We start from the raw sequence: 23,357 nt of genomic DNA on the forward strand, positions 1-23,357 counted from the left end.
TGAGGTCTTCGACCGACGTCTTCACTACGTCCGCCTGATTGAGCATAGCATCGAGTGTTTCATGGAAGGTGTCCTCGTCAGGCCATAATTCCCGTCTAGTGTTTGGATCGAACATCACGTGACAGCCGTGTTCACGAGCGCGCTCGCAGAGGTCGTTCAGTGCCGACCGGGCGGGTTCAGCTGCGAGAGCTACCGGCGCATTGACGCAGACCCATTCAAGCGAGTCGAGTACCGCATTCGACACCGCGCCCGCGCTGAGGTGGTGGGCGGCGGCGTCCGTCCCGTAGAACGTGAAACTTCGATCCGCGTACTCGTCGTGTGCGACGAACGCAAGCGTGGTCGGGTGGTCGGACCGTGTTACGAAGCGGTGGGGGACTCGATTGGCTTCGAGCGTCGCGGCGAGAAAGTCGCCGAAGCCGTCCGTTGAGACGTTCGTCAGAAACCACGGCTGATCATTGAGCCGCGCAAGCGCGATTGCCACGTTTGCAGCCGCACCCCCTGCCCGCCGGGAAAATGTCTCAACGCCGGAAAGGGGTCCCGACTGTACGGGGAGGAAGTCGACAAGTGTTTCGCCAGCGACAAGGATTGTAGGATCGGTCATGTCGTCCCCTCGCCACTCGTTAGGAAAGGTCTTGGCGTCCGGGCCGCTCGGTCGAACATATATTGATCTGCCTCGAAGATAGGCAGAGTGGATTTGTCATGTAACTGGTTTCAAACCTATCCAGCCGTTTAAATTTCGTAGATAGCCGTGCATGATGAATGTAGCTAGCCGACCTCTGTTGAAAAGGGCCAGATCGATCGGCGGACGAACTACTACAAGGTGACTCAGCGTGGCCGCCGCGAAATCGAGGCCCGTCGCGAGTGGAAAGAACAATACGTTGCTGCCGAGGCTTGATAGCCACCGCTCGCATATTAAGAACGAACCAACCAATGAGCGATGAGAGGAACGTCGATAAAAGTCTCATCCCATGCCCGAACTGTGGTTCGAGAAGGGCTGTTGACCGCGAGCGTGAAACGTACGTTCTAGAAGACGGAACCAAACGCCGGATGACGTTCTGTACCGCATGCGTGCGTGAAAAAGCAGACGGGACGATTCGCTATTGAGGTCATTTCTGAGGAGTTCGTGCGAACGGGAATTGACCGACAAATGCATGATGAGTGACTCTGAGGCGTGAATTCGGGTGAGGATGATTGAGGGTGGTAGCATGTTCGCTATGAAAATGACGAACAGCCTCTTGTAGCTGCACGCAATATTTGTCACCTATTCGTATGGGGTCGTTCGTCTACGAGTGCGTCGAGTGTGGTCACCAGCTTAGCGGCGATGAAGGAGCGTCGCTGTCGTGTCCGGAATGCCGCCGGCTGATGAAACGTGTTGATTCGATGTAATTCGCTGGCCAAACGAGAACAGATACACGAAAATTCGATTGCGTGCAAGTGCAACCTCTCGGGTCTTTACCATATCACCAGGAACACTCAAACACCGACGCGGACTGACTGACGACCTCCCTCACTCAAAGACGACGAGGAGGTGCTCGAAGCATTTGACGAAACGGGCATCAAACGTGAGCAACTGCTCAGCATTGACCGGAGCAAGATTGAGGAAACGCTGGATGTCGTCTCGTCTCGGAATCGGACGTACATGATATGAGTGAGAACGAGTACGTGCGGAAAGCAGAGGTGGACGAAGAGCGCAGGGAGACGCGCTTGTAAGGATGAAAGACCGGCTAGCGGTCAGCAACGATCTCGAGGCAGAGGTGCTGCGTCAGGAAGCCGAGCGATTGGAACAGGAGATCGAAAACTCACTGAGTTCTCACCGGCGAGTTCGTTCAGTGGGAGCTGAGGAGAACACTAGAATAGAGGATCTTGCCAGAGGGACAGGGGTTTGAGATGGAGTCGTAGATGCACGAGCTCCGATACGCCTCTCCACAAAGCATATATAATTTATGTAAGCAAGTTGAAATATCGACGTAGATCATGGGAAGTAACCACTAATCGAAAGCAGATGGTTGAAGCTGATTCTGTGTATATCTGCTGTGGCTGCGGTAAAGCGTTCGAGCTGGAGCGTCACACCTGTCCGGTGTGTGGTGGGTACAGCGCTGAACGAACGCGAGCCGGTTGTTCGGCTGATATCGATACACACTCAGGAACGTTGCTTGGACGGGTAGTAGTGGGACTCAAGCGGCGGTTGAGCATCGACCGATCGTTTACTGAGAGCAATACTGCGGAAGTGCGGCGATAAGGCAGGCGTTCGAAACTTGGACGGCACCCACCCTGGTGTAAGAGATTGGTGGGAATCAGTAGGTTTATCAGAATGTCATGAGAGCACCCGGATATGCCGGAGTGCGAGAATTGTGGTAGCTTCGTGACTGAGCAGTACGTCCGAGTGTTCGCCCCACCTGGAATGACTTCCGTGCGGGTATGCCCGAACTGTCCAGATTTGATCCGCGAGAATGGGAGTGTTCGAGAAGCGAAGTCCCAACGGCGCAATTGAGATGTGTGAGCGGTAGACGATAGAAGACAGGGACAGAACTGGTGAGAAGTTTCATCCTCTCCGAGGAGAAAGGGACAACCGGAACCCGTTTAGTTGGCCCGGTAGACGACATCGCAGCTAGCTTGTCTGCTTGCTTAACCAGGAGATGACCTTAGTCAGTCGCTTCCTGAAACAGTCGGCCGGGAAACCCGTCGTTGAGTGCCGCGACTGTGATGCAGTGGGCGTTGCTGGTGAGCGCTAGATTTCCAGTGGCGATGAATATAAATCACTCTCCAGAGATCGCTCAACACACCAACGAAAGCATAGTTCCGTTCCGCTCGTGTGAAAATCTTCTTTCACTTATCAATTCTTTGATTATAGACAACTGTCATAGCCACATATTTATTGTTGACGACATACTCTACTCAGATACGAAGGCGGTCACAAAGTGAGGTGGTGGGCGTTGCCGATGTGCGCTGGACCCCCAGTAGCGTTGGAGGTAGAAACGCCGATCACGTGTGTACCCCAACACATCATCGAAAGCATAGTTCCTGCCGCCTCGCGTGAAACCCGTTCTTCGTCGTAACTTAGAGAGTCGGAGCATCAACCTGCAGAATAATCACTGTTGGGTCATTCTGGCTGGAGAGAAAAAGCCTAGAAAGAACTCTTTCTGAATAAGAGGCTCAAGTTATCACCCAGAGAGCTCGGATGAGCCTACACATCTTAGATAAAGCAGATATCAAGTGAATGCTGCTGATAGTATACCAAACCATCTCGCTACTATGCTTGAATTTCGCCGATCTCTCCAATACTAATATGACGCACTTACCACTTAGACAAAAGACCGATACAGCTCCGAAGTAAGGTTAGTACATGGTACCTAGTCAACCGATTGCAGAGATATCCAAGTCGAATCTCCTCGACAAAATTCTTGAGGATGAGTCACATGACTTTCTTTGCATTGGGTTCAATGAAGCTCTCGTTGAGGCGCTCATCACCGTACTCGAGGAAAGAGATGACCCACCGACTGTCCATCTCCTTGCGACCACATCAGTATTGAGATGGGTTCGAGACGATTTCGACCTGGCGAGCGGGGCTGCAGACCTCGTCGAGAGTGGGACTCTCTCGATTCAGACGGAGGAAGGCGCACTCGAGAACCAATTGGTCATCTCTGGAGGATCAGTTGTCTCGCTCGTTACCGCTAGTGAGCACTCGGTAGGACTCCCGACTGAGCATGAGGAATTCGTCGGTGCAGTGAATGAGAAATGGACTGACCGTTGGAACCAGGCCGAAGAGTTCTCCCTCCGAACCCCAGGACGCTCACGGATTGAAGAGTCGCTCAATGAGGAATTCGGCTTGGAGGTCGAAACGGATTTCCGAGCGATGCTTGACGCTGTCGAGAACACTCATAGCGATGAGAACCTTGACGTGGTGGATATCTGCCTTCTTGTCGCTGCCAAGCACGAACTCCTCCTCTACGATATCTCGAACTGGGGCGAGGAGGTCGGCGTTGCGAGCAAGGCAACCTTCTCGCGAGGGAAGACCACTCTCGAAGAAAATGGTCTTATCGAGACCGAGAAGGTCCCGATCGACGTTGGTCGGCCGCGTCTCCGACTCCTCCTCAGTAAGGATGAACTGCAGGACGCTGATATGGACGCTCTCCCAGATGTCGCTCAGCGATTGCTCTCAAAAGCGGCATAGTTCTCTCAGTTGGTTTGACAGAGCCTACTGGCCCTTTCCTAAGTTGCAATGAAAATTCGGGCTGGCTCGAAATGGACTCTTACCTAACGTTCGAACCGAAATCGGGTTCGATTGTTTGGTAAGACATTAAGCGCCAACCGAATCCCGGAGAGTTGTTAGTGATGAGTAGATCTCGCGAGAAGAATCGGCAACGTGTGGTGAGCGGCACGCTGGGGCTTGCGTTGTTGCTTCCGACTCCGTTACTGTAGTACTTACAGCTCCCTCAAACATGTGGGCGCATGGTTGCACAGGCCCGCGGAATCTTCATGAAATGGCAGAACGAAGATAGATGGCATGGCAACAATCACCTGCGATAACTGTGGAGAGGAAACAGAATACGACGATTCGGATTCAGCCGACCAAGTCCCTTGTACGCACTGCAATAACATGATCCAAATCAAGACTAATCCCTGAGTCTCCGGGTCTATCGGAGCCGCTCTGGGAGTCGTGGATCAACCAATTTTGAACCGTGTGCACACTCTACTCAGTGTAGGTAGTAAACAGAGTAGAAGACGTGGGAATCGTAGAGTGGCTAAGCCAAGTTGAAGTAATTGGGATGGTTGGAAAGGAGTACCTTTTCGACAGTAGAATAATCGACATAAGCATCTCTATGAGTATTGAGATGCTGGTCTCTATCTCGACCACGCTACCTGGCTCGTCCAGGCGCTTCGCAGCGATATCGAGGACCGCCAGACCCTCTTCGAGGAGGACCTCTGGAGCGACGAGTGGGTCCAGGCGTAACTTCGTGGTAACGCCACCGACACAATCGAGACGATTGCACAGACCGACCACCACCTCGATCTCATGGCTCGGCTGTTCGACGCGCTCGCCATCGTCGACGATATCCTCGAGGCGAGAAACACTGTTCTCGATCTTCTAGTGACCACCGGACGAGCGAGAACGAGAGCGACCTCGTGGATGCTCTCAAACGAGTTCGAAACCTTGGCCCCACAACGCGCGCGTTCCCCTTATCATATCATGGGATACGCCACGAGAGCCAGCAATGCGAGTTCAAGAATGACGGCAGCGACTCCGAGCACGAGCCAAACATCCCCAGTGGAATACTCCACAGGATCGTTCTGATAATAGGTCACGGCCCCGCTGAAAACGCTGATCCCACCGACAGCGAACATCACCCACCAGCTACTTTCGCCAGCTATCAGAAAGAGCACGCCGATCAGGGCGACGACAAGCCCACCCAAGACCATCATTCCCGACTGGAGGTAGAGCCGGGGCAGCGGTAGTCGGTCAACGAAGTTAGCCATGGCTCACGTTTGTCGGTCATCCCACAAGAATCCGACCCGTAGAACTCGCTCGTTCTCAGACCGACAGTATCGCAATGTATCCGAACACCACGAGCTCAACCACGGTCGCACCAACTCCGACAGCGATCAGCCCACCATGTACCGAATACTCGTCAGGGTCGTCGTCATACTGAATCGCGGCCCCGCAAAAGACGTTGGTCACCCCGATAGCGAGGAGTGCCCACCACCAGCCCTCCCCGTCCATCCAGAACAGCACGCCAATCAGGGCAGACATGCAGATACACCGCTCCTATCAGCACTACATACACCCCAGTCGCCCCACCTGCAATGTATCACCCCCCCCTTCACTAGTGACGTCATCTCCGCCCGCTCTCGCTCCCGCTCAGCCTGCTGACGCACTATAGGGATCAGCACTGAATCTCAGAGTATCTCACATCACAGATCACCGACTGGTTGAAATCGGCGTAAGAGGTACAGAGGGCGTATCTTGCATATCGCCCGCGTAGAATGACGAGATCTTATGAGTCGTTACGCTGTTCTGAGATATGATCCCAAATTTCCACGCATCCCGCCCCATCCGCAATATCCTCAAGATGCGCTGATGGTACATCCTTCTCATCGTACTCATCCAACTCGCCGCTCTCTTTCATCTCATTTTGCTTAGTACTGTCCATAATTACTCGTTTCGTGAGTAACTCCTAAATGCGCTAATACTATTACTCTTTTGTCCCTCAACCGACAGAACAGGGGGAATTAATTATATCTCTGGATTAACGAGCGATGGCACTTACATGAAAAGAGAGACTTATCCCTACTCTACGAATACGTGGTTTATGGTGACGTTGATTCTCTTGTCCTGTAAGGTAACAAGTAGCATTTTCTGGATTCAAGAACACCGTGAACTCTTATTCTTTATGGATAGGTTCCAATGAAGGCACCAACGATTGCTATCACTGGTGCAGCAGGCTATATTGGAAGTTGTATCGTTAAACAGATCCAACGAAACCATCCAAGTTGGAACATCACAGCAATCGACAACTTCTATCTCGGTGATGTTCGCCAAATTGGTGATGTTAACGTTCTACACGTTGATATCCGAGACCGAGAACGCCTATACACTGCGCTTGAGGGGGCTGACGTTGTCATGCATCTCGCCGCAATTAGTGGTGTTGAGGACTGTGCTAATAACCGCGATCTTGCCTATGAGGTAAATGTACTAGGTACTGGGAATGTTGCGTGGTTCTGTCGCGATAGCGGCATCAACCTCATTTTCCCATACAGTATGGGGGTTATTGGCGATCCGCAGCGGTTCCCTATTACAGTTGACCATCCACGGGAACCGTTAAATTGGTACGGTAGGACCAAATTGCTTGGAGAGCAGGTAATTGAAACAATGGCACAAAACGCCTATCCTGCTCATCTATTCATGAAGTCCAATCTATATGGCCGACATTTGATCGACGGCGAATACGTCTCAAAGGGAACAGTAACGAACTTTTTCCTTGAGCGGGCGCTCAATGGTGAGACACTCACTGTCTACGAACCGGGCACGCAGGCTCGAAATTATATCCACGTCAAGGACGTGTCAAATGCCTATATTAGAAGTGCCGAGCAGCTGCTTGAGCAGCGAAGAAACGGTAATGTGGATGTTGAACGATACGAAATTGCGAGTGATGAAGATCCGAGTGTAATGGAGGTTGCTGAAATGGTCGCGCGAGTTGCGAAGGAAGAGCGTGGGATTGAAGTGAATATTGAATTGATCGCGAATCCACGAGCGGGCGAAACTATGGTTGAATCGTTTGAGGTGGATACGACGAAATCATTCAACGATCTTAACTGGAGTGCCGAGCACACACTGGAGCAGACAATACGAGAGCGGCTACAAACTACACAAGGTTGAGGGCAAAATGTACTTGTGCGAACACTGTGGACTGATGCATCGGGATGCTGGCGACACTCAAGAGCAACCAACGTGCCCCGATTGCGGAAGGGTGGGGCACGTTGTTCTATTCAGGGATCAGACTTTCACTCAGGATTGTCTGACTTCAGATAATTCCGAGTAGAGATCCCAGAGCGTATAGCTGAGAGGCTCAACAACCTCCTCTGTCCACCCTGACTATACCCAACGATCATCGCTCCGTAAATAGAAATAAAACTCAGACCAAATAATGTAGAGCCTCCAAATAATTGTACGGTGAAGAAAACGACTAATAGTGAGAGCATAACTCCAGATGGGGTTGTTTCATCCTGCGTTGCAATCGTGGCTTGATAGAGTGCATTTCCGCATAGTGCCAGGTACGAGGTCCCACCAATGATACCTGAAACCAGGGATCTTGGAGAGCATGAACGAGTTCATGGGCTAGTACCGCCTCTGTTACCTGTGACGATGGATCGGTAACCATATTGATCGAGTTCGTTCGAGACGCAGCCAGAGCAAGGCTGAGACGAGAGCATGGGGATTCCGTCTTTCGACGGTTGGTTCAGCTTCGTGAGCGACTGGTTTGTCTTGGTGAGGTATTTCTCGAAGCTGGTCGTGCGCTTCGTTATCGCATTCGTTCGCATTGAGTACCACTAATATAACCCGAAAGGTGGATATGACTTCAACGACTATTGCTACTCTATGACAATCAACTCGAACCAAGTAGAGGCGTCGGTTGGTGAAACCCTTCGGACGGTCTTTGCCGAGGAGAGTGGCCCGGTGACTGCAGTGGGTTTCGACGAGGATTCGACGCGCGAACTCGTCGAGATGCTCGCCGAGAGCGAGGAGCCGCCGAAAGTGCGCCTGCTCGTCCGGGAAGAGGTGCTGAAATGGCTGCGCGATGACTTCATGCTGGCGAGTGCGGCAGCGGAGTTGCTCGAAGCGGACACTCTAGAAATACGAGCAGCCACTGACCGGTTAGACGGCGCGGTGGTGGCGCCTGAGGAGACGGTCGTTTCGCTGCTCACGCCGGACGCCGAGCACAGCGCCGCGCTCGTTACCGACGACGAGGAGTTCGTCGAGGCGGCACGCGAGCGCTGGAACAGCCGCTGGAAAGAGGGCGAAGCGTTCGATTTGCGGACGCCGGCGTACTCGCGAGTGCTGGAATCGCTCGGTGAAGAGTTCGGCTCGGAGATGGAGTCGGACTTTCAGACAATTTTGGAATCGGTCGAGAGCACGAATGAAAACGGTAAATTGGACGAGGTGGGGCTGAGTCTCTTGGTGGCAGCGAAACATGAGCAGATGCTATACGATATTTCGAGGTGGGGTGAGGATGTCGGTGTCGCGAGCAGGACGACGTTCTCACGCACGAAGACTCAACTCGAAGAGAAGGGATTGATCGACACGGAGAAAGTGCCGATCGACGTTGGGCGGCCACGATTGCGCTTAGTGGTGGGCGACAAGCGTCTCCGGGAAGCAGATCCTGACGAACTCGCGAGCGTCGCTCGCGAGATGCTTTCGGCGGCTCCGGTCTAATTACAGCTGTTTCCGATATGCCTTAGTCATTCGATAGAGGGTCCAGATTGTGACACCTCCGTAGCCAACCAACACGAGTAGTGTCCCAAGGAGGATGGTCCGTTCCGAAGGTTGAAACACTATCCATGCGATCCCAATAAGGATCGTGACCCCAAACAGAAGGAGCATCGTTCGAAAGCCGATCCAAAGGATGTTCCAGCGCTTTTCCCACTCTAGCTCGGAGCTGGTCTGCTGAGTTTGCTTGTTTCGTCGAGGATGATCTAGCAATCTGAGTCTGATTAACGTGCGATGTAACCAGAGGCCGAACCGCTTTCTTAAGCTCCTTGTCTTTTCCTCATCATCTGGCATTGGAACGTCGTACTTACCCACTTGTTAAAGGACATTTGGACAGCACTCATCTCGTGTGTTATCTTTATTTCGTGTCCATCCTATCGGGACGAGACATTCACCCACAGATGCGTCTCTCGGTAGGCATTTTCGACGGTCGGATTACCGGGCGGCGAGCCGCGATAGAGCAGGTAGGTGAGCCGAAGGCGCTCGCCGGTCAGCGTGGGCGTCACGTCGTGGGTCCAGTTAGCCGACTCGTTCGCGGGAATCGTCCGATTGAACCGGTCGAGCGTCCGACTCTCGCGGACGGTTGTCGAATTGTTCTGTATCGAGACGCGCTGAAGTTCGGCAATAACCGAATAGTCGACCTGCTCGTGTTCGTTGTTGCCGATTCCAACGACAACCGGTTTGCTCTGGCCGACCGTGAAGTTCTGCGGGTAGTCGTCGGCAACGAGCGCACCGGATTCGTTTTCGGTGAGTAGGTAGAGTTCGCTAAAGCTCTCGCCGGATTTGGGCACCAACACGGCGTAGCCGACGCTGCTGACCGCGAGCAGCAAGCTCACGACCAACACAACGTTCAGGACGGCATCGAGGCGCGTCTCCGGCGCGAACAGCTCCGCCCGCGCGGTCCCTGCCCATGCACGGTACGGGACGCGAAAGCGTTCCTCGGCTGGAAGCTCCTGACGGCGCAGCGCGGCAATCGCGCTGGCGAGCAGCGTGAAACCACCGATCGAGAGTACGATAGGAACGAGCCGGATACCGAAGGGTGTGAAATTCAGGACCAGCCCGATCAGTGGTGTGATGGCGATGCTGAGTCCAAAGGATAGGGCCACTCGCTCGATGCCGTCGATGCTGCCCTCGCGGCGGGGATCAGCACGCTCAGTTAGCCCGGCGTCGGTCGCTGCCTCCTGTTCGGCCTCATTCGGATTCGCTATCGAGCGCTCGCCCGCCTCGCTGTCCGTCGTCGATGCTTCCTGAACGCTGGGGCCGCGTTCGGGAAACAGCGCCGCAATGAACGCGTAGCCGGGTGCAAACAGCGCGAAGACGAGCCCGAGGACGACCCGCAGCGGCGTCTCGCTGACGATCGGTGCGAGCGTGGCGACTCCCGTCGCGAGCACGAGCAGGATGATCGCCGCGAGATCGGCGGGAAACCGACGAAGAAATCGCGGTAGCAGCAACCGAAGCGTCCCGTCAGACATACTCTCCGATTTCATCAACGGCACCTAAAGGACTTGCTTTCGTCGCTTGCTTGCCCGACCGTCTGCCAGCGAGTACTGTGACGGCGGTTGTTGCAAGCAAGCCCCAGCAGTCACTGTCGGAGGAAGGCACACATCTGGGACCAGCGTACCTGATGCGTCGGAACGATTCCCGAGAGCGATGGGTAGGTTGAACTACATGGGCGTTCGTCGTCGTAGCATGCAGGTCACGCGCCGCTACTGGGCGGTCGCCGGGACGGGCCTTCTGCTCGCCGTCCTCGCGATCGCGTTCGCTCGCCCGCTGCTGTTGGTCGGTGCGACGAGCCTCGGTGCGTGGCTGCTCGGGCGTCAGTACCTGTTCGCCCGGGCGTTATCGGAAACGACCAACACGATGACTATCGAGCAGCTCCCGGCCCAAAACCGGGTTGTCGCAGGCAACGAGACACCGGTCACGCTCGCGGCATCGTTCGCCCGTCCCGCCCCGCTGGCGATCGAGATCGAGATCGGCCTGCCGGTCAGCGCGACCGGCACGGACGCTGAGGAGCGCACGCTCGATCTCGTGCCCGGCGACGAACAAGCCGATACTGCTGTGATAGCCCACTGGGCGGTCGCCGGTGCCTACGAGCTTCTGCAACCGACACTCACGCTTGGCGACGCCGACGGGCTGTTCGTCGAACAGTTGTCACGCGGACCGACGCCGTCGGTCGTTGTCGAACCGCAGGGGCCGCGGAACGTCCACGTCGGCGAGGGTGGCGAACAGCTCATGGCGGCGTACGGACGACGCCAGAGCGGTCACCGGGACGCTGGGCTTGATCCCGGCGAGCTCCGCGAGTACGTCCCCGGCGACACGGCCGACCGCATCGACTGGAACGCGACCGCACGGTTGAACAAGCCGTATGTCCGCGAGTACGAGATAGAGACCAATCGGACGACGGCGCTGCTCGTCGACCATCGTGCGTCCATGAGCGACGGACCGCCCGGTGAGACGAAGCTCGACTACGCCAGGGAGGTCGCGTTGACGTTCGTCGACAGCGTCGACGAGTTCGACGACCCGCTCGGTTACTACGCCGTCGATGACGGCGGCATCACCGATCGGCGCCCCCCGACGGCCGGGCGCTACAGCGATGTCAAACGCCGGCTGCGGGCCCTCGACCCGACCACTAGGGACCCAACCACCGGGGACACGACCGCCGACGAACGCGACGACCCCGCCACGCTGCGCCACATCGCTCGCGGACTCACCGGTCAGAATGCCTTCGAGCGGACGCTCGGCGCCTATCTCGAATCGACGGCGACGTATGTCGAGCGCATCGCGGGCGATCCGCTGTTCGAAACCGCACGCACCAGTCTCGCCGGGCTGTCCGGGACGGTCTGGACGGTGATCTTCACCGACGACACCCATTGCGCTGAACTCCGCGAGACGGTCAGGCTCGCCCGGCGCGGCAACGGTCGCGTGCTCGTCTTCCTCACGCCGACGGCGCTGTTCGAGCCGGGCGGGCTCGCTGACCTTGAGGAGGCCTACGAGCGTTACCGGCAATTTGAGTCGTTCCGACGCGATCTCGCCCGGCTCAGACGTGTCTCCGCGTTCGAGGTCGGTCCGCGCGATCGGCTCGATGCTGTGCTTACAAGCGGGAGCCAGCGCAGCCGCTCAGCAAACGCCCAGTAGGACTACCGAGGGTGGCGGATAGACCGGCTACTGCAGCAACGCGAGAGATACCTACGCGTTTTAGTGATAGGCACACATCGAGAGCGTATGGCGACCCGTCGGCGGCAACGGTTTATCTACGCGCAGACGGCCTGGATGCTCGCGGCCGTCGTCGGGTTGGCGCTGCTCGGGGCGCTCTCGCTGGAGCTGTTTTTCGTCATCTCGCTCATCGGCTTCCTGGTCGTCGTCGAACTCACCGCCCCGTTTTCGGTGACGCCGGAGTGGCGCTCGCGGCTGCGATGGATCATCCTCGTCGGACTGGCCGGCTTCGCCTACGTCGTCGTTCGTCGGGTACTTGCGATCCTGCCGGAGGGGGTACTCTGATGAATCTGCGGGACCGGTTCGATGTCGGCTATCCACAGCTCGTGCTTGTGGCGCTTACCGTCGTCACGGTCGTTGGCCTCGTGGTCGCTGCGAGTACCTCAACTGCGGCGTTTGGCTCGTACAACGACGCGTGGGACGGTGCGTCCGAGCTTCGCGAGCAAGCGCAAGCGGTCGATGCCGAGAGCGAGATCGTCCGAAACACGACGCAATATGCGAGCGCATCGCCGAACGGGACGGTCGCGGTCGTCCTCTCGCCCGAAAGCGGCTACGGGCCGCGCGAGACCGACCGGCTCCGTTCGTTCGTTCGCAATGGCGGCACGCTGCTGGTGGCCGAGGACCTTGGCCAGCACGCAAACGCGCTCCTTGATACGGTTGGTGCACGGGCGCGCGTGACCGGCCAGTTGCTGCGCGACGAACAGTATAGCTATCAGTCGACGGCACTACCGATCGCGCGCAACATCTCGAACGCCTCGCTGATGGCTGGTGTCGACGAACTGACGCTCAATCACGGCTCGCCCGTCGACCCGAACGGCGCGACAGTGCTCGCAAGCAGCTCCGAGGTAGCGTATGTCGACGAGAATCGTAACGGTGAACTCGATGACGGCGAAGAGATCGGAGCGAAACCGGTCGCGACGGCCGAGTCGGTTGGCGACGGCCGCGTGCTCGTCGTCGGCGATCCGAGCCTGTTCATCAACGCAATGCTTGATCGATCGGGCAACCGGGCATTCGTCCGCTCGGTGTTCGGCGCCCACGAACGGGTCCTGCTGGATTACTCGCACGCGGGCGGACTGCCGCCGCTGTCGGTCGCGCTGTTGATCGTCAGGGACGCGCCGCTCCTCCAGATCGTCGTCGGGGCGCTCGGCATCGGGGCCATCGGTCTCTTTGCACGCCGTCCCGGCGTCGTCGGGCGGCTTGTCGGCCGCGTCGGCTCTGCCGAGGAGCCGTCGCTGGCGTCGCGCCCGGAGGGACTGGCAGCGTTCGTTCGCGAGCGCCATCCCGACTGGGACGACGAGCGGACCGAGCGCGTCATACAAGGGATTATGGCCCGTCGGGATGAGTAACGGACGATGACCGCCCCCGAGCAGCTCTACGAGACGCTGAGTGCGGAGATCGACGCAGTACTCATCGGCAAAGAAGAGCTGGTCGAGGGGCTCACGATCGCGGCGCTGACGCGGGGGCACGTGTTGCTCGAAGGTGTTCCAGGCGTCGCGAAGACGACGCTGGCACGACTGTTCGCCCGGGCGAGCGGACTGGAGCACAGCCGGGTGCAGATGACCCCTGACGTGCTGCCAGCCGACGTCACCGGGACACACGTCTATCGGGAGCCGACCGGGGAGTTCGAACTCCAACGTGGACCGGTGTTTGCGAACCTCGTGATCGCCGACGAGATCAATCGCGCGACGGCGAAGACCCAGAGTGCGCTGTTGGAAGCGATGCAGGAGCGACAGGTCACGATCGGCAGCGAAACCCTCGCCCTTCCGGAGCCATTCATGCTTGTCGCAACTCAGAATCCCATCGAGATGGAGGGGACCTTCGAACTGCCCGAAGCCCAGCGCGATCGTTTCCAGCTTAAGCTCACGGCTGACCTCCCAGACCGCGAGGGAGGGCGGCGACTTCTTGATCGCTTCGACAATGACCCCGACCTTGGTCCCGGCGACATCGAACAGGTCGCCACCGCCGACGAGTTGCTCGACGCACGCGCTGCGGTCACCGAAGTGTACGTCGACGATACGGTCAAAGAATACGTGCTCGATATTGTAGCTGCGACGCGGGAAAACCCCAATATTGAGTACGGCGCATCGCCGCGGGCGACGCTTGCTTTCCTTAACGCGGCGAAAGCCCGTGCAGCGATCTACGGTCGCGAGTATGTCATTCCAGACGATGTGAAAGCGCTACTCGAACCGGTGCTCGCCCACCGGCTGGTGTTGAGCACCGACGCATCGCTCGGCGATATCTCGACCACGGACGTGCTGGCGGAGATCGAAAACGACGTCGAACCGCCAGGTAGCGACGTCACAACTCCAGCAGCGGCCCCCGACGGTGGCGAATTTTTCGACAGCTAATTTGGCTCCCACGAACACGTCACGAGGAAGTCGGCACGATCACCGTCGGCTGCTCTGGTCTCGACGGTGATTGCCCGCTCCAACCCGGTAGCGATCCCGACGCCGAGAAACGACGCTATTGGGTGGTCGATCCGATCGACTGCGCCATAGGCACTCCCGCTGATGGCGAACGTGACCTGCCTGTCCTCGTTGGTGCGCTCTGGGGTTGCACTCCCTGCCAATTCGAACTGCTCAACGAGTCCGTCGGCGAGCTGCGTGGCGAGCGTGCCTGGCTCGTCCGCGAGTGTACCTGACAGCGTCCGACGGAACTCGTCGAACAGGGGACCGCCACTCGGATGCAGGGCGACGCCGCGCTCGGCCTCGTTGTCAGTAAGAACGAACACCGCGTCGAGCGCCGCCGGTGCCGGACGTTCGTACTCGGACTGCTGGGGGACGAACAGCCGTATCGAGACGCCGTTCGGCGTGTCGGGTCCGGGGAGATACAGTCGCTCGTCTTGGAGTCCGAGTTCCGTCACGAGCGCCGCCTCGGTCGCCGCGAGCGAGCCGTAGATCCCCTCGCCGACCGACGCTGAGATGAACTGCTCCGGGGTGAGATAGCGGGTCAACGCGGCCGCGAACAGGCCGGTGCCACCGAGCGCGAAAAGCACGGTGCGGGCGTCGGGAAGGGCCACCCCGCCGAGTGTCGCAAGCAAGCCGACAGCGGCCAACGCGAGCGCCGTCCGACGGTACTGTGTTCGACGCGCTCGTGCGTACTCTTCGCGGAGGCGCTGGTTTTCCTCCTGAAGGATATCGACTTGTGCGGCAAGTTCGGAGGTCTCGGCAGTTGCTTCTTCTTTGGTCTCTGCCTCGTCCGACCCCGTGAATTGGTCGCGTGCTTCGCTCTCGCTCATGCGCTCTCGACCAACCCCAGCGTCACTCGTTCGTATCGGTGAATGCCATAAGTGAGAAATGCGGTGGCGATGGCGAGCGCGCCCGCAGCGACCCAAACTGCTTGACTCGTTCGGAGGCCGAGCCAGCCGGTCGCTCCGATCGCGAGACCGGCCAGCAGCGACGCGACGAGTAGCCGTCCCGTATCGTGGTGATCGACGGCAGTGCTGCAAAGCACCGCGAGCAGGCCGATCTCGGCAAGCACGACGAGGGCGAGCGCGCCGCTGGGCGGAACGAGCGCGACGAGGACGACCTGTCCGAGCGCAAAGGCTGCCGTCGTCGAGACGAAATAGAGAGCGCTGGCGACACCGGCGGCCACGAGAATACTGAGCGGGCCGACTGCCACTCCGACCGCGAGTGTCGCGACGAGCGTTCCGAGCAGTGCAAGCGCTCTGGCGATACGAGAAGACTGAGGAATGTTCGATTCGTGAAAGGTGACACTCATGGTAGAGAGTTGGGGATAACGCCGGACTAGAAACGGTCGTTCACGGATGAGAGTCGTCATAAGATGGTTTATATTTTGTCGTTCATCTTGATTTCACCTCGCAAACCCGTCCTCAACAAGTGACGGTCGTCCTATACTATCGGACGCACAAGCGAGTAGGTCGGGGGGATATCAATTTGATTTTGACTCGGAATCCGTGACCTGCTCGTCGGTCGTCGCTGGGTCGTCGGATTCGGTTACTGTCCGGGCATCGTCGAGTGCAGACGACGCCGTCTCCGTCGAGAGCGAACGTGGGGAGAAGGTTGCGCGCTCGTAGCGTTCGGTCAGTCGCCTGAGTGCCCCGATCCGACGCTCGCTGATGCCACGGTCGATGCATGCATCCAGAAATTCCCAGTGTGTCCGTGCGCCCCCGAGTTCGGCGTCGCGGCCGAGAACCCGTCGGACGGCCGTGTACGCGAGTCCGATCGCATTTTCAGATTCACCCGCCGCCAGCCGCTCGCGTGCCGCCGTGAGAAGCGCCGCGAGACCATCGCGCTGTTCGTCGGTGGGTCCCGTCTCCTCGCTCGCCATCGTCGACGTCGGAGAATCCGTAGTCTCGGTCCCACCGAGGCCGAGCCACGCACGAAGGACGGAGACGGAAGCGCCGAGCACGAACACGACACCGAACCCGAGCAGTAGTTGATAGGTTATCGGCAGGGCTGCGAACGCGTCGACGAACTGCTCGACGACGCCGGTCGTCTGGGCCGGCACCGTGAGCTGTATCGTCGTTCGGCGACGCGACGATTCGAGGTTCGTCTCCGCACCGTCGAAGGTCGCACCGATCGTCGCCGTCGTGGTGCCCGTCTGGTCGGCGAAGGCGGTTTTCGGCACCGTGACGTTGGCCGCGTAGCTGCCGTTCTCGTCGGTCGTCACGGGTGTCGTGGAGTTGTTCAGCCCGACTGACACCGTTCGGTTCTCGACCGGTGTCCCGTCGGCGGTGAGCTGGCCTTCGACGTGGATGATCGGCCCGCCGACGGCCGAACCGTTCACTGACTGCTGGGTGGCGTTGAGTGACAGTTCCGTCGGCGTCTGCGTGACCGTCACGGGGACCGACGTGTTCGTACTGGCGATGGATCTGTTCTCGAGGGGCAGCGAGACGCGAACGGTCTGGCGACCGGGGGTGACATTGGCCGGCAGCCCGCGGGCCATCCTGAAACGACCCTCGTTGCCCGTCCGGACGCGGCTCCCATCGGAGGGATTGAGCTCCTCGCCGTCGATCGAAATCGCGACCGGCAGCGAGCCGACACCGCTGTCGTTGACCGCGACGCGGCCGGTGATTGAAAGCAGGTCGTCGAACCCGACGGACTGCGGGGTCGTCTGTGCCTGAATCGTTGGCGTAACCTGTTGGACGGAGACGGGCACTGTCGTCCGATTGCTCCGGTAGATCGATTGAGTCGACGGTCGATACCGGACCGTGAGACGACGCGTATCGAGCGAGAGAAGCGTCGGCCGGTAGGTGATGACGTAGTGGCCGGACTCGTCGGTGGTCGTCCGACGGAGTTGGTTGTCGTCCTCCAGTACGATGGTACGGTTCGCGAGCGGCGTTCCGTTTGGCGTTGTGAGGCGACCACTCACGACGAACGAATCGTTGAACGCGGCTCGTTGGTCGGCCGTCGAGGCCGTGACCGTCGTGTTCGCGAACTGCTCGACGCTGACCGTTTCGGCCACCGCGGTGACGTTGTCAGTGATCGCGTTGGTCGTGTTGATCGCCGCCGAGAAGTTCTGTGTCGTGCCGTTGTCGATCGCGCGGAAGTCGTCGGTCAGGCGGGTTCCGGTCTCGTTGATCTGGCGCGAAAGCCGTTGGGCTCGGCGCGCGAGGCGCTGGGCGCGCTCTGTCTGACCGTTTTGTCGTGCGGTCCGATACTGATCGACGGTCTTGCGGAATCGCTGGACGTCGTTTGCGTACGACGATTGGTTCTCCCTGGCCTGCTTGAACTCGCTGGTTTTGTTGGTCTCGGAGTCCGAGCTGCGGGTGACGTTGACGTATTTGTCGAGCCAGTCGGGATAGTTGCCCGTCCGGTTGCAGGCGTTGTAGTTGCCGACCTGCAGTCCCTCCGAACAGTCGACGAGCGTCTCGCCGAGGCGATCCGAGAGCGATCCCTGGAGCTTGGAGACGTTGCCCTCGTCGTCGGCCGACTGTGGGTCCTCGTGGACGACGGAGCTGTTGTTGGTCGGCCGGTCGACCTGCAACGAACGGTCGGCCGCGCTCGCGTCGACCACCGCTGTACTGGCCGGTACCAGCCCAACGGTCACGAGCAACGCCGCCAGACAAACGACCACGACGGTGCCGAAGCGAGGCGCGGAGACCACATCGACTTCTCTCCACGACCGGATAAAACTGCTTTCCTTCCCGGCAACTGTCGGACTGCGCACCGCTCGACCCACGTACTCGGATCGCAGCACGCCAGCACGACTGTGCGCGGGCGACCGTAACGGTCATCATGCGGGTCGTCGTCGTGCAAACAACGGCCGACGAGATGAAGATCGCACTATGCCCACATCTCTCCTTAGAGCATTATCGCGGCGGCGAGAAGTGGACGACAACGCTCGCCAACCGCTTGGCCGCCGACGGCTTCGATGTCGCGGTCCGCGCGCTGCCGTACACGCCACGGGATGAGCGGCGCGTGGCGGCCACGGATGTCCTCGATGATTCTGTCTCCTATCGCGAGCGCTGGCACCACAATCTCTCTGGGTTCGACAGTGCCTACCTGTTCTACCATCCGTTCGCCCGTTCGTTTTTCACCGGCGAGACCCGCGCCATCGCGGGCATCCACTCGTGGGTGTATCTCACGAAGCAGTTGTACGAACCCCACTACGGGATCGTCCCGACGACGGCAAAGCTGCTGTATCGTGCCCTCGGCAAGCACGCCTTCGATCGATTCGATGCAGTCCATACGGTGACCGACAGCTACACCTCCCCACATCAGAACACCCACTACATCCCGAATTTCGTCGATACGTCGCTGTTCCGGCCCACCGAAAGCACCCGTGAAGAGCCCTTTACCGTGCTCGTTACGGCGGCACAGCTGCGCTCGAAAGGCTGGGATCGCACGCGAGCGATCGCGGCCACGCTCGCCGACGAGCTGCGGGTGGTGACGACCGGCGACAGCGATCATCCGGCGATCGAGGGCCTGGGCTTTCTCGATGAAGGCGCACTCGCAGACGCCTACGCGAACGCCCATGCCGTTTTGCATCCGACCCGCATTGATGCCGACAGTCTGGTGATCAAGGAAGCGCTGGCCGCCGGCACGCCTGTCGTGACGACGCCGCTGCGAACTCATCCGCCGGAGGGGGCGGCCGTCCTGCACGGTTCGACAGTCGGCAATCTGGTCGCGCGGCTCAGAACCCTCCGATGGGAGTGGTCCCACGACAGCGGCTACGAACGGCGCTGTCGCAGTGCTCGTCAGGTTGGTGAGCGACACAGCTTCGAAACCGTCTATCCACAGCTCAAAGCGCTGCTGACGACATCGGAGCAAGCCGATGGATAGCCGTCTCGAACGCATCGGGAGTCGCCTCCTTCCCGACGCGGTCGCCGCGCCGCTGGCGCGGTCGGTTCGGCGCTATGCGGTGGTGCCGTGGTATGTCGTTGTCCTCGCGGCAGTGTTGTTCGTCGGCTTTGGGGCCTACACCATCGCACTCTACGAGAGCTTCTGGCTGACGGGGGCGGATTTCGGCACGTACGTCCACATGTTCGCGACGACACTCGACGGCGAGGGGTTCCTCCAGCAAGGGAAATACGTCGCTGGTCATCCGGGTGGCTCGTACTGGGGCGGCCATTTCTCGCTCACGCTGTTGGTGTTCGTCCCGCTGTTCGCGCTTGTCGAGTCGCCGGTGACGCTGCTGCTGTGGAAATCGTTCGTGCTTGCGGCCAGTATCCCGCTGGTGTGGGTCGTCGCCAGCAATCATATCGAGGATCGGCGTCTGGTCGGGTTTCTGACCGCTTCGTACGCGTGTAACCCGTTTCTCTGGTCGGCGTGGATCTACGACTTTCAGGAGCACGTCCTCCTGCCGGTGTTGGTCCTGCTGGCCTACCACTGGTATGCCAACAAACGCTATCGGCTGTTTCTGCTGGCGTTCGCGCTCGTGTTGGTCACCAACGAGCTCATGGTGCTCATCGGTGGCGGCTTTCTCGTCGGGCTCGCGCTCGGTGCCTACCGTGCCGGTCGCCTTACCCGCGAGCGGTGGGTGTTCGCCGGGGCGGTCGGGCTGACCGTCGCTACGAAACTCCTCTCGGGGGCGGTCATTGCCCGCTTCAGTCGTGTTTCTGGCATCCGCGAGGCGGCGATCGCCGCGCCGTTGCAGCCGTTCGTCGAAGGTGGGCGGGCAACGACCGGCCAGCTGCTCTCGTTGATTCTCTCGCGGCCCGAGCTCATCGTCGAACTGCTCGGGACTGACCTCTTCACCAAGCTGCTGTATTTCGCGCTCTTTCTCGCGCCGGTGTTGTTTCTCGCGCTGGTCGACGAGAGCACGCTCGGTGCGCTGGCACCGTTTCTCGGGTTCGCGTGGCTGTTGACCGGGACGGAGGCGTTCTACACCTTCGGCGGCCACTACCCGCTCTATCTGCTGCCCTTCGTTTACATCGGTGCCAGTCGGGTCTTAGGGCGGCTGTCGCCGTCGCTGCCGTCGGGGCGCGTACTCACGGCGTTTCTCGTCGTCGTCCTCCTGACGAGCGCGGGGGCCGGTGCACAGACCATTGCCGAGGAGGGTGCAGTGCCCGAAACTAGTGACCATACCGAGACGCTCGCGACGGCCATCGAGAGCGTGCCCGCGAACGCCTCGCTCGTGACCCAGAACACGATCTATCCCCACGTCGCGACGCGCTCGAACGCGACGTTCATCCCGAATCCTGCCCTCTTCGAACTCTATCAACAGCGCTACGGCACGCCGAAGCCGGAGTATGTCCTCTTCGATACGCGATTGGATACGCGCCCGTTCGACTGGTCGGCACCCGTGCGGGACGCGTACTTCACGTTTGTCGGCGACGAGTACGGGCTCTATCGCTATCAGGACGGTATCTGGATCCTCAAACGTGGGTATAATGGATCGCCGACTGGCATTACGCAGTCGACGCCGCGCGAGCGGGCCGTCTTCGATGCCGACGAGTTCGTCGCGAGTGAGGGGCGGGTCAAAAATGACCGCCTCGTCGATTCCGGCGGGACCAACGGCAGCAACGTCTGGCACGGTCCCTACACGGCGCTCCCGGCGGGCAACTACACCGCAACGTTCCGTCTCTCAGCGGGTGGCGGTGGGTTGAACGGCTCGGCCGCAACCGTCGACGTTGCGGTGGGCGAGGAGCCGCGTACGATCGCCCGTCAGCGGGTGCCAGCGGCGACGGGGACACAGACGGTGACCGTTCCGTTCACGCTTGAAGAGCCGCGCAACGGGATCGAGTTCCGTGGCTTCCGGACCGGCTACGGGACGGTCGCGCTCGAATCGGTCGTCGTGCAGTCGGGGACGAACGCGACGGCAGCCGGACGGTGAGCGAATCGGAGGGCGGTCAGTCCTTGTCGCGCTGCTCGCTCAATTGCTCCCAGATCTCCGTACAGCCACAGCCGTCCGGTACGTCCGCAAGATGGTCTTCGTCCTCGGTCGTGTCCTTTTCCATTGTTACTCGCTCTCCGAGTAACTAGTTGTAGGGGGATCATAAATACGTTTCCTGACGACCGAAAACTGTGGAGAGCGGAGGCGTAGGGATCGCTGCCGCGCTTTTGTTTGCCACCCAGAAACTCCGGTACACCCTATTCGGTGAATATTAACAGAGAGAAATCGTCCGCCCCACAATCGGGACACTCCGTATTACCCATCATATGTGAACCGCCATCTGATACGGCGACGGCTGCTATTCGACCACAGTGGTCGCACTTGCCAGCAGTCTTGTCCCGGTTCGCCATGCTCGTCATGGATGATTACACACCGATCAGTGTATTGACATCCTCCCCGCCCTGCTCGCGCCCATACGGGCGCTCGCTGAGGACGGGGATTCCCGACCGCAGTTGGGATATTAGGGTTCGCGGTTCGTTTGAGCGACCTGTTCTCGCGGGGCGAAACCGCCCTCGCTACGGTCGAACAGGCGAACCGCTGGCTGTGCCAACCAGCCGTTATCCCTATCCTCTCGCCGAGGATTCGGGAGTACCTTTTGTCTGATATTTTCCGCACCGTTACTGTCGGCATTGGCGACCAATCCGCATTCGTCGCAGACGTACAATCCGCGCTCAACGCGCTGGCTGTCGTCGGTTCGGCCGCAGGCCGAACACGACTTTGACGTATCCCGTTCGGAAACGGGCTCGACGCTGATACCTTTGACTTCAGCCTTGTAGTCGAGCATCGTCGTGAAGCGGTCGAACGCCCATCCGTGCAAATCGAGGTTGCCGTGGTCACCCCAGTCGGCGGTTTCACCGTTGTCGTCCTCGCGGATTCCCGCAAGGTCGCCAACAACGATTGTTCCAACGTCGCGCTTGGCACACTCTGCGACAATCGTTTTTGAGAGCGTATGCAGGAAGTGCGTCCGCCGGTCGGTGCGCTTTCGATCGAGTCGCCGCGCTTCGCGCGACGAACTCTTATCGCATTCAGCGCGCTTCTTGGCGAAGTAGTATTCGTCCTCCTTGAGCGCGCCGCCGGGATACAACAGGGATTCACCACCGAACGACACGGCGGCGAAGTTGCATATGCCGAGGTCAATCCCGGCAACTTCGTTGCCGGACGACTCTGGCACATCAACCTCGACACGACAGACGATGTGCAATCGCCATTCGCCGTGTTCGTGGACTGCGCGCACCTGTTGGACGTTTTCGACCCTCGTTTCGGGCGAACCGATGACATCGTACTCGCAGAGTACGAAGTCGGACCATCCGTCCTTGAGGTTCTTGCCCTTCGAGAGTCGGATACGGTTGTTCGCGGCGTCGTGCTTGAAGCCCGCCGTCTTGAATGTGACCGTCGAGCGCGGGTGTTCGTCGCCGTTCTTTCGGTAGCCGGGCGGGTTCGCTTTCGTGTCCCCGTTGTCGCGCTTGCCGTACCAGCCGGTGAACGCTTCACCGAGTTCTTGGAGAACTCGTTGACTGGACTGAGAATGAAGGTCCGCGTAGCGTTCGTGGCCCTTGAGGTAGGACATGAGCGCGTTAGCGTCGGGAATTTGGCCGCAGGCATCCCAGACACGTTGGACGGTCCACCGCCCAACGTTCCAGAGTTTCGCGGCGGCGAACCCGAGCGAATCGAGGTCGTCGCACACTTGCGAGTGGTTCCGAACCCTCGCTCGATAAGTGCGCGTGACCATCGAATCCGCCATACGTAATCAATGTATCTGAACAAACCTAAATATTCCTATTGCGGAATATCCGGCCGTGCAATGTCCGGCTAATGCCGAACCAAGCTCACGGCGCGTATCCCACCCTACTCGCTTGTGCGT

18 protein-coding genes and 2 pseudogenes are annotated in these 23,357 nt (G+C 59.1%); 12 read left to right on the forward strand and 8 right to left on the reverse strand.

Features of this window, described 5'->3' with window-relative positions:
* The coding region (locus tag GT355_RS18310; protein WP_240145835.1) for a PfkB family carbohydrate kinase at nt 1–601 on the reverse strand (601 nt) is incomplete at its 3' end.
* A 177-nt stretch (nt 602–778) separates the two neighbouring features.
* Between GT355_RS18310 and GT355_RS18315 the strand changes: the two are divergent.
* The 4 genes and pseudogenes from GT355_RS18315 to tbsP (GT355_RS15145) form a co-directional block, all read left to right on the forward strand.
* Nucleotides 779–895: pseudogene (locus GT355_RS18315) on the forward strand (PadR family transcriptional regulator); the annotation flags it as partial.
* 603 nt (nt 896–1,498) lie between these two features.
* A pseudogene (locus GT355_RS18320) lies at nt 1,499–1,840 on the forward strand (DUF7983 family protein); the annotation flags it as partial.
* A gap of 492 nt (nt 1,841–2,332) precedes the next feature.
* Nucleotides 2,333–2,491, forward strand: a complete 159-nt coding sequence (locus GT355_RS18595) for a DUF7563 family protein (RefSeq protein ID WP_420825976.1) — start codon at nt 2,333–2,335, stop codon at nt 2,489–2,491.
* An 852-nt stretch (nt 2,492–3,343) separates the two neighbouring features.
* Nucleotides 3,344–4,171 (forward strand): transcriptional regulator TbsP, encoded by an 828-nt coding sequence (gene tbsP / locus GT355_RS15145; protein WP_160135398.1) that lies wholly within the window; start codon nt 3,344–3,346, stop codon nt 4,169–4,171.
* Between the two features lie 1,010 nt (nt 4,172–5,181).
* Here tbsP (GT355_RS15145) and GT355_RS15150 read toward each other — a convergent pair.
* Both GT355_RS15150 and GT355_RS15155 read right to left on the reverse strand, forming a co-directional pair.
* Nucleotides 5,182–5,475: a hypothetical protein gene (locus tag GT355_RS15150; RefSeq protein WP_160135399.1), complete on the reverse strand. Its 294-nt coding sequence runs from the start codon at nt 5,473–5,475 to the stop codon at nt 5,182–5,184.
* Between the two features lie 55 nt (nt 5,476–5,530).
* Nucleotides 5,531–5,749 (reverse strand): hypothetical protein, encoded by a 219-nt coding sequence (locus tag GT355_RS15155; protein ID WP_160135400.1) that lies wholly within the window; start codon nt 5,747–5,749, stop codon nt 5,531–5,533.
* Nucleotides 5,750–6,403: 654 nt separating this feature from the next.
* Between GT355_RS15155 and GT355_RS15160 the strand changes: the two genes are divergently transcribed.
* A complete protein-coding gene (locus GT355_RS15160; protein WP_160135401.1) occupies nt 6,404–7,375 on the forward strand; it encodes an NAD-dependent epimerase/dehydratase family protein in 972 nt (323 codons plus the stop codon).
* A gap of 720 nt (nt 7,376–8,095) precedes the next feature.
* On the forward strand, nt 8,096–8,929 hold the full coding sequence (gene tbsP, locus GT355_RS15165) for a transcriptional regulator TbsP (protein ID WP_160135402.1): 834 nt from the start codon (nt 8,096–8,098) through the stop codon (nt 8,927–8,929).
* A gap of 428 nt (nt 8,930–9,357) precedes the next feature.
* Here tbsP (GT355_RS15165) and GT355_RS15170 read toward each other — a convergent pair whose 3' ends face one another.
* Nucleotides 9,358–10,455, reverse strand: a complete 1,098-nt coding sequence (locus tag GT355_RS15170; RefSeq protein ID WP_160135403.1) for a DUF1616 domain-containing protein — start codon at nt 10,453–10,455, stop codon at nt 9,358–9,360.
* A 217-nt stretch (nt 10,456–10,672) separates the two neighbouring features.
* On the opposite strand from GT355_RS15170, the gene GT355_RS15175 reads away from it, so the two are divergent.
* From GT355_RS15175 to GT355_RS15190, 4 genes are all read left to right on the forward strand, one after another.
* Complete coding sequence (locus GT355_RS15175) at nt 10,673–12,118, forward strand: DUF58 domain-containing protein (protein WP_160135404.1); 1,446 nt, start codon at nt 10,673–10,675, stop codon at nt 12,116–12,118.
* A gap of 87 nt (nt 12,119–12,205) precedes the next feature.
* Nucleotides 12,206–12,481 (forward strand): DUF8044 family membrane protein, encoded by a 276-nt coding sequence (locus GT355_RS15180; protein WP_160135405.1) that lies wholly within the window; start codon nt 12,206–12,208, stop codon nt 12,479–12,481.
* On the forward strand, nt 12,481–13,542 hold the full coding sequence (locus GT355_RS15185) for a DUF4350 domain-containing protein (RefSeq protein ID WP_160135406.1): 1,062 nt from the start codon (nt 12,481–12,483) through the stop codon (nt 13,540–13,542). Before GT355_RS15180 ends, GT355_RS15185 begins: the two co-directional genes overlap by 1 nt.
* 6 nt (nt 13,543–13,548) lie before the next feature.
* The gene (locus GT355_RS15190) at nt 13,549–14,544 is read left to right on the forward strand and encodes an AAA family ATPase (protein ID WP_160135407.1); all 996 of its coding nucleotides are present in this window, start codon (nt 13,549–13,551) and stop codon (nt 14,542–14,544) included.
* On the opposite strand, the gene GT355_RS15195 is transcribed toward GT355_RS15190, so the two are convergent.
* The 3 genes from GT355_RS15195 to GT355_RS15205 all read right to left on the reverse strand — a co-directional run bounded on the left by GT355_RS15195 (nt 14,541) and on the right by GT355_RS15205 (nt 18,265).
* Entirely contained in the window at nt 14,541–15,434 is an 894-nt protein-coding gene (locus GT355_RS15195) for a DUF7982 domain-containing protein (RefSeq protein WP_160135408.1), read from the reverse strand. The genes GT355_RS15190 and GT355_RS15195 overlap by 4 nt on opposite strands.
* Nucleotides 15,431–15,916: a DUF8163 family membrane protein gene (locus GT355_RS15200; protein ID WP_160135409.1), complete on the reverse strand. Its 486-nt coding sequence runs from the start codon at nt 15,914–15,916 to the stop codon at nt 15,431–15,433. Before GT355_RS15200 ends, GT355_RS15195 begins: the two co-directional genes overlap by 4 nt.
* A 171-nt stretch (nt 15,917–16,087) precedes the next feature.
* Entirely contained in the window at nt 16,088–18,265 is a 2,178-nt protein-coding gene (locus GT355_RS15205; RefSeq protein ID WP_240145836.1) for a carboxypeptidase-like regulatory domain-containing protein, read from the reverse strand.
* A gap of 131 nt (nt 18,266–18,396) precedes the next feature.
* Here GT355_RS15205 and GT355_RS15210 point away from each other — a divergent pair, with 131 nt between their 5' ends.
* Nucleotides 18,397–19,443, forward strand: coding sequence for a glycosyltransferase family 4 protein (locus GT355_RS15210; protein ID WP_160135410.1), 1,047 nt, complete (start codon nt 18,397–18,399; stop codon nt 19,441–19,443).
* A complete protein-coding gene (locus tag GT355_RS15215; protein WP_160135411.1) occupies nt 19,436–21,436 on the forward strand; it encodes a DUF2079 domain-containing protein in 2,001 nt (666 codons plus the stop codon). Before GT355_RS15210 ends, GT355_RS15215 begins: the two co-directional genes overlap by 8 nt.
* A gap of 520 nt (nt 21,437–21,956) precedes the next feature.
* On the opposite strand, the gene GT355_RS15220 is transcribed toward GT355_RS15215, so the two are convergent.
* Complete coding sequence (locus GT355_RS15220) at nt 21,957–23,237, reverse strand: RNA-guided endonuclease InsQ/TnpB family protein (protein WP_160135412.1); 1,281 nt, start codon at nt 23,235–23,237, stop codon at nt 21,957–21,959.
* Nucleotides 23,238–23,357 lie beyond the last annotated feature (120 nt).

The sequence above is a fragment of the Halococcus salsus genome (assembly GCF_009900715.1).
GTDB classification, from domain to species: Archaea; Halobacteriota; Halobacteria; order Halobacteriales; family Halococcaceae; genus Halococcus; species Halococcus salsus.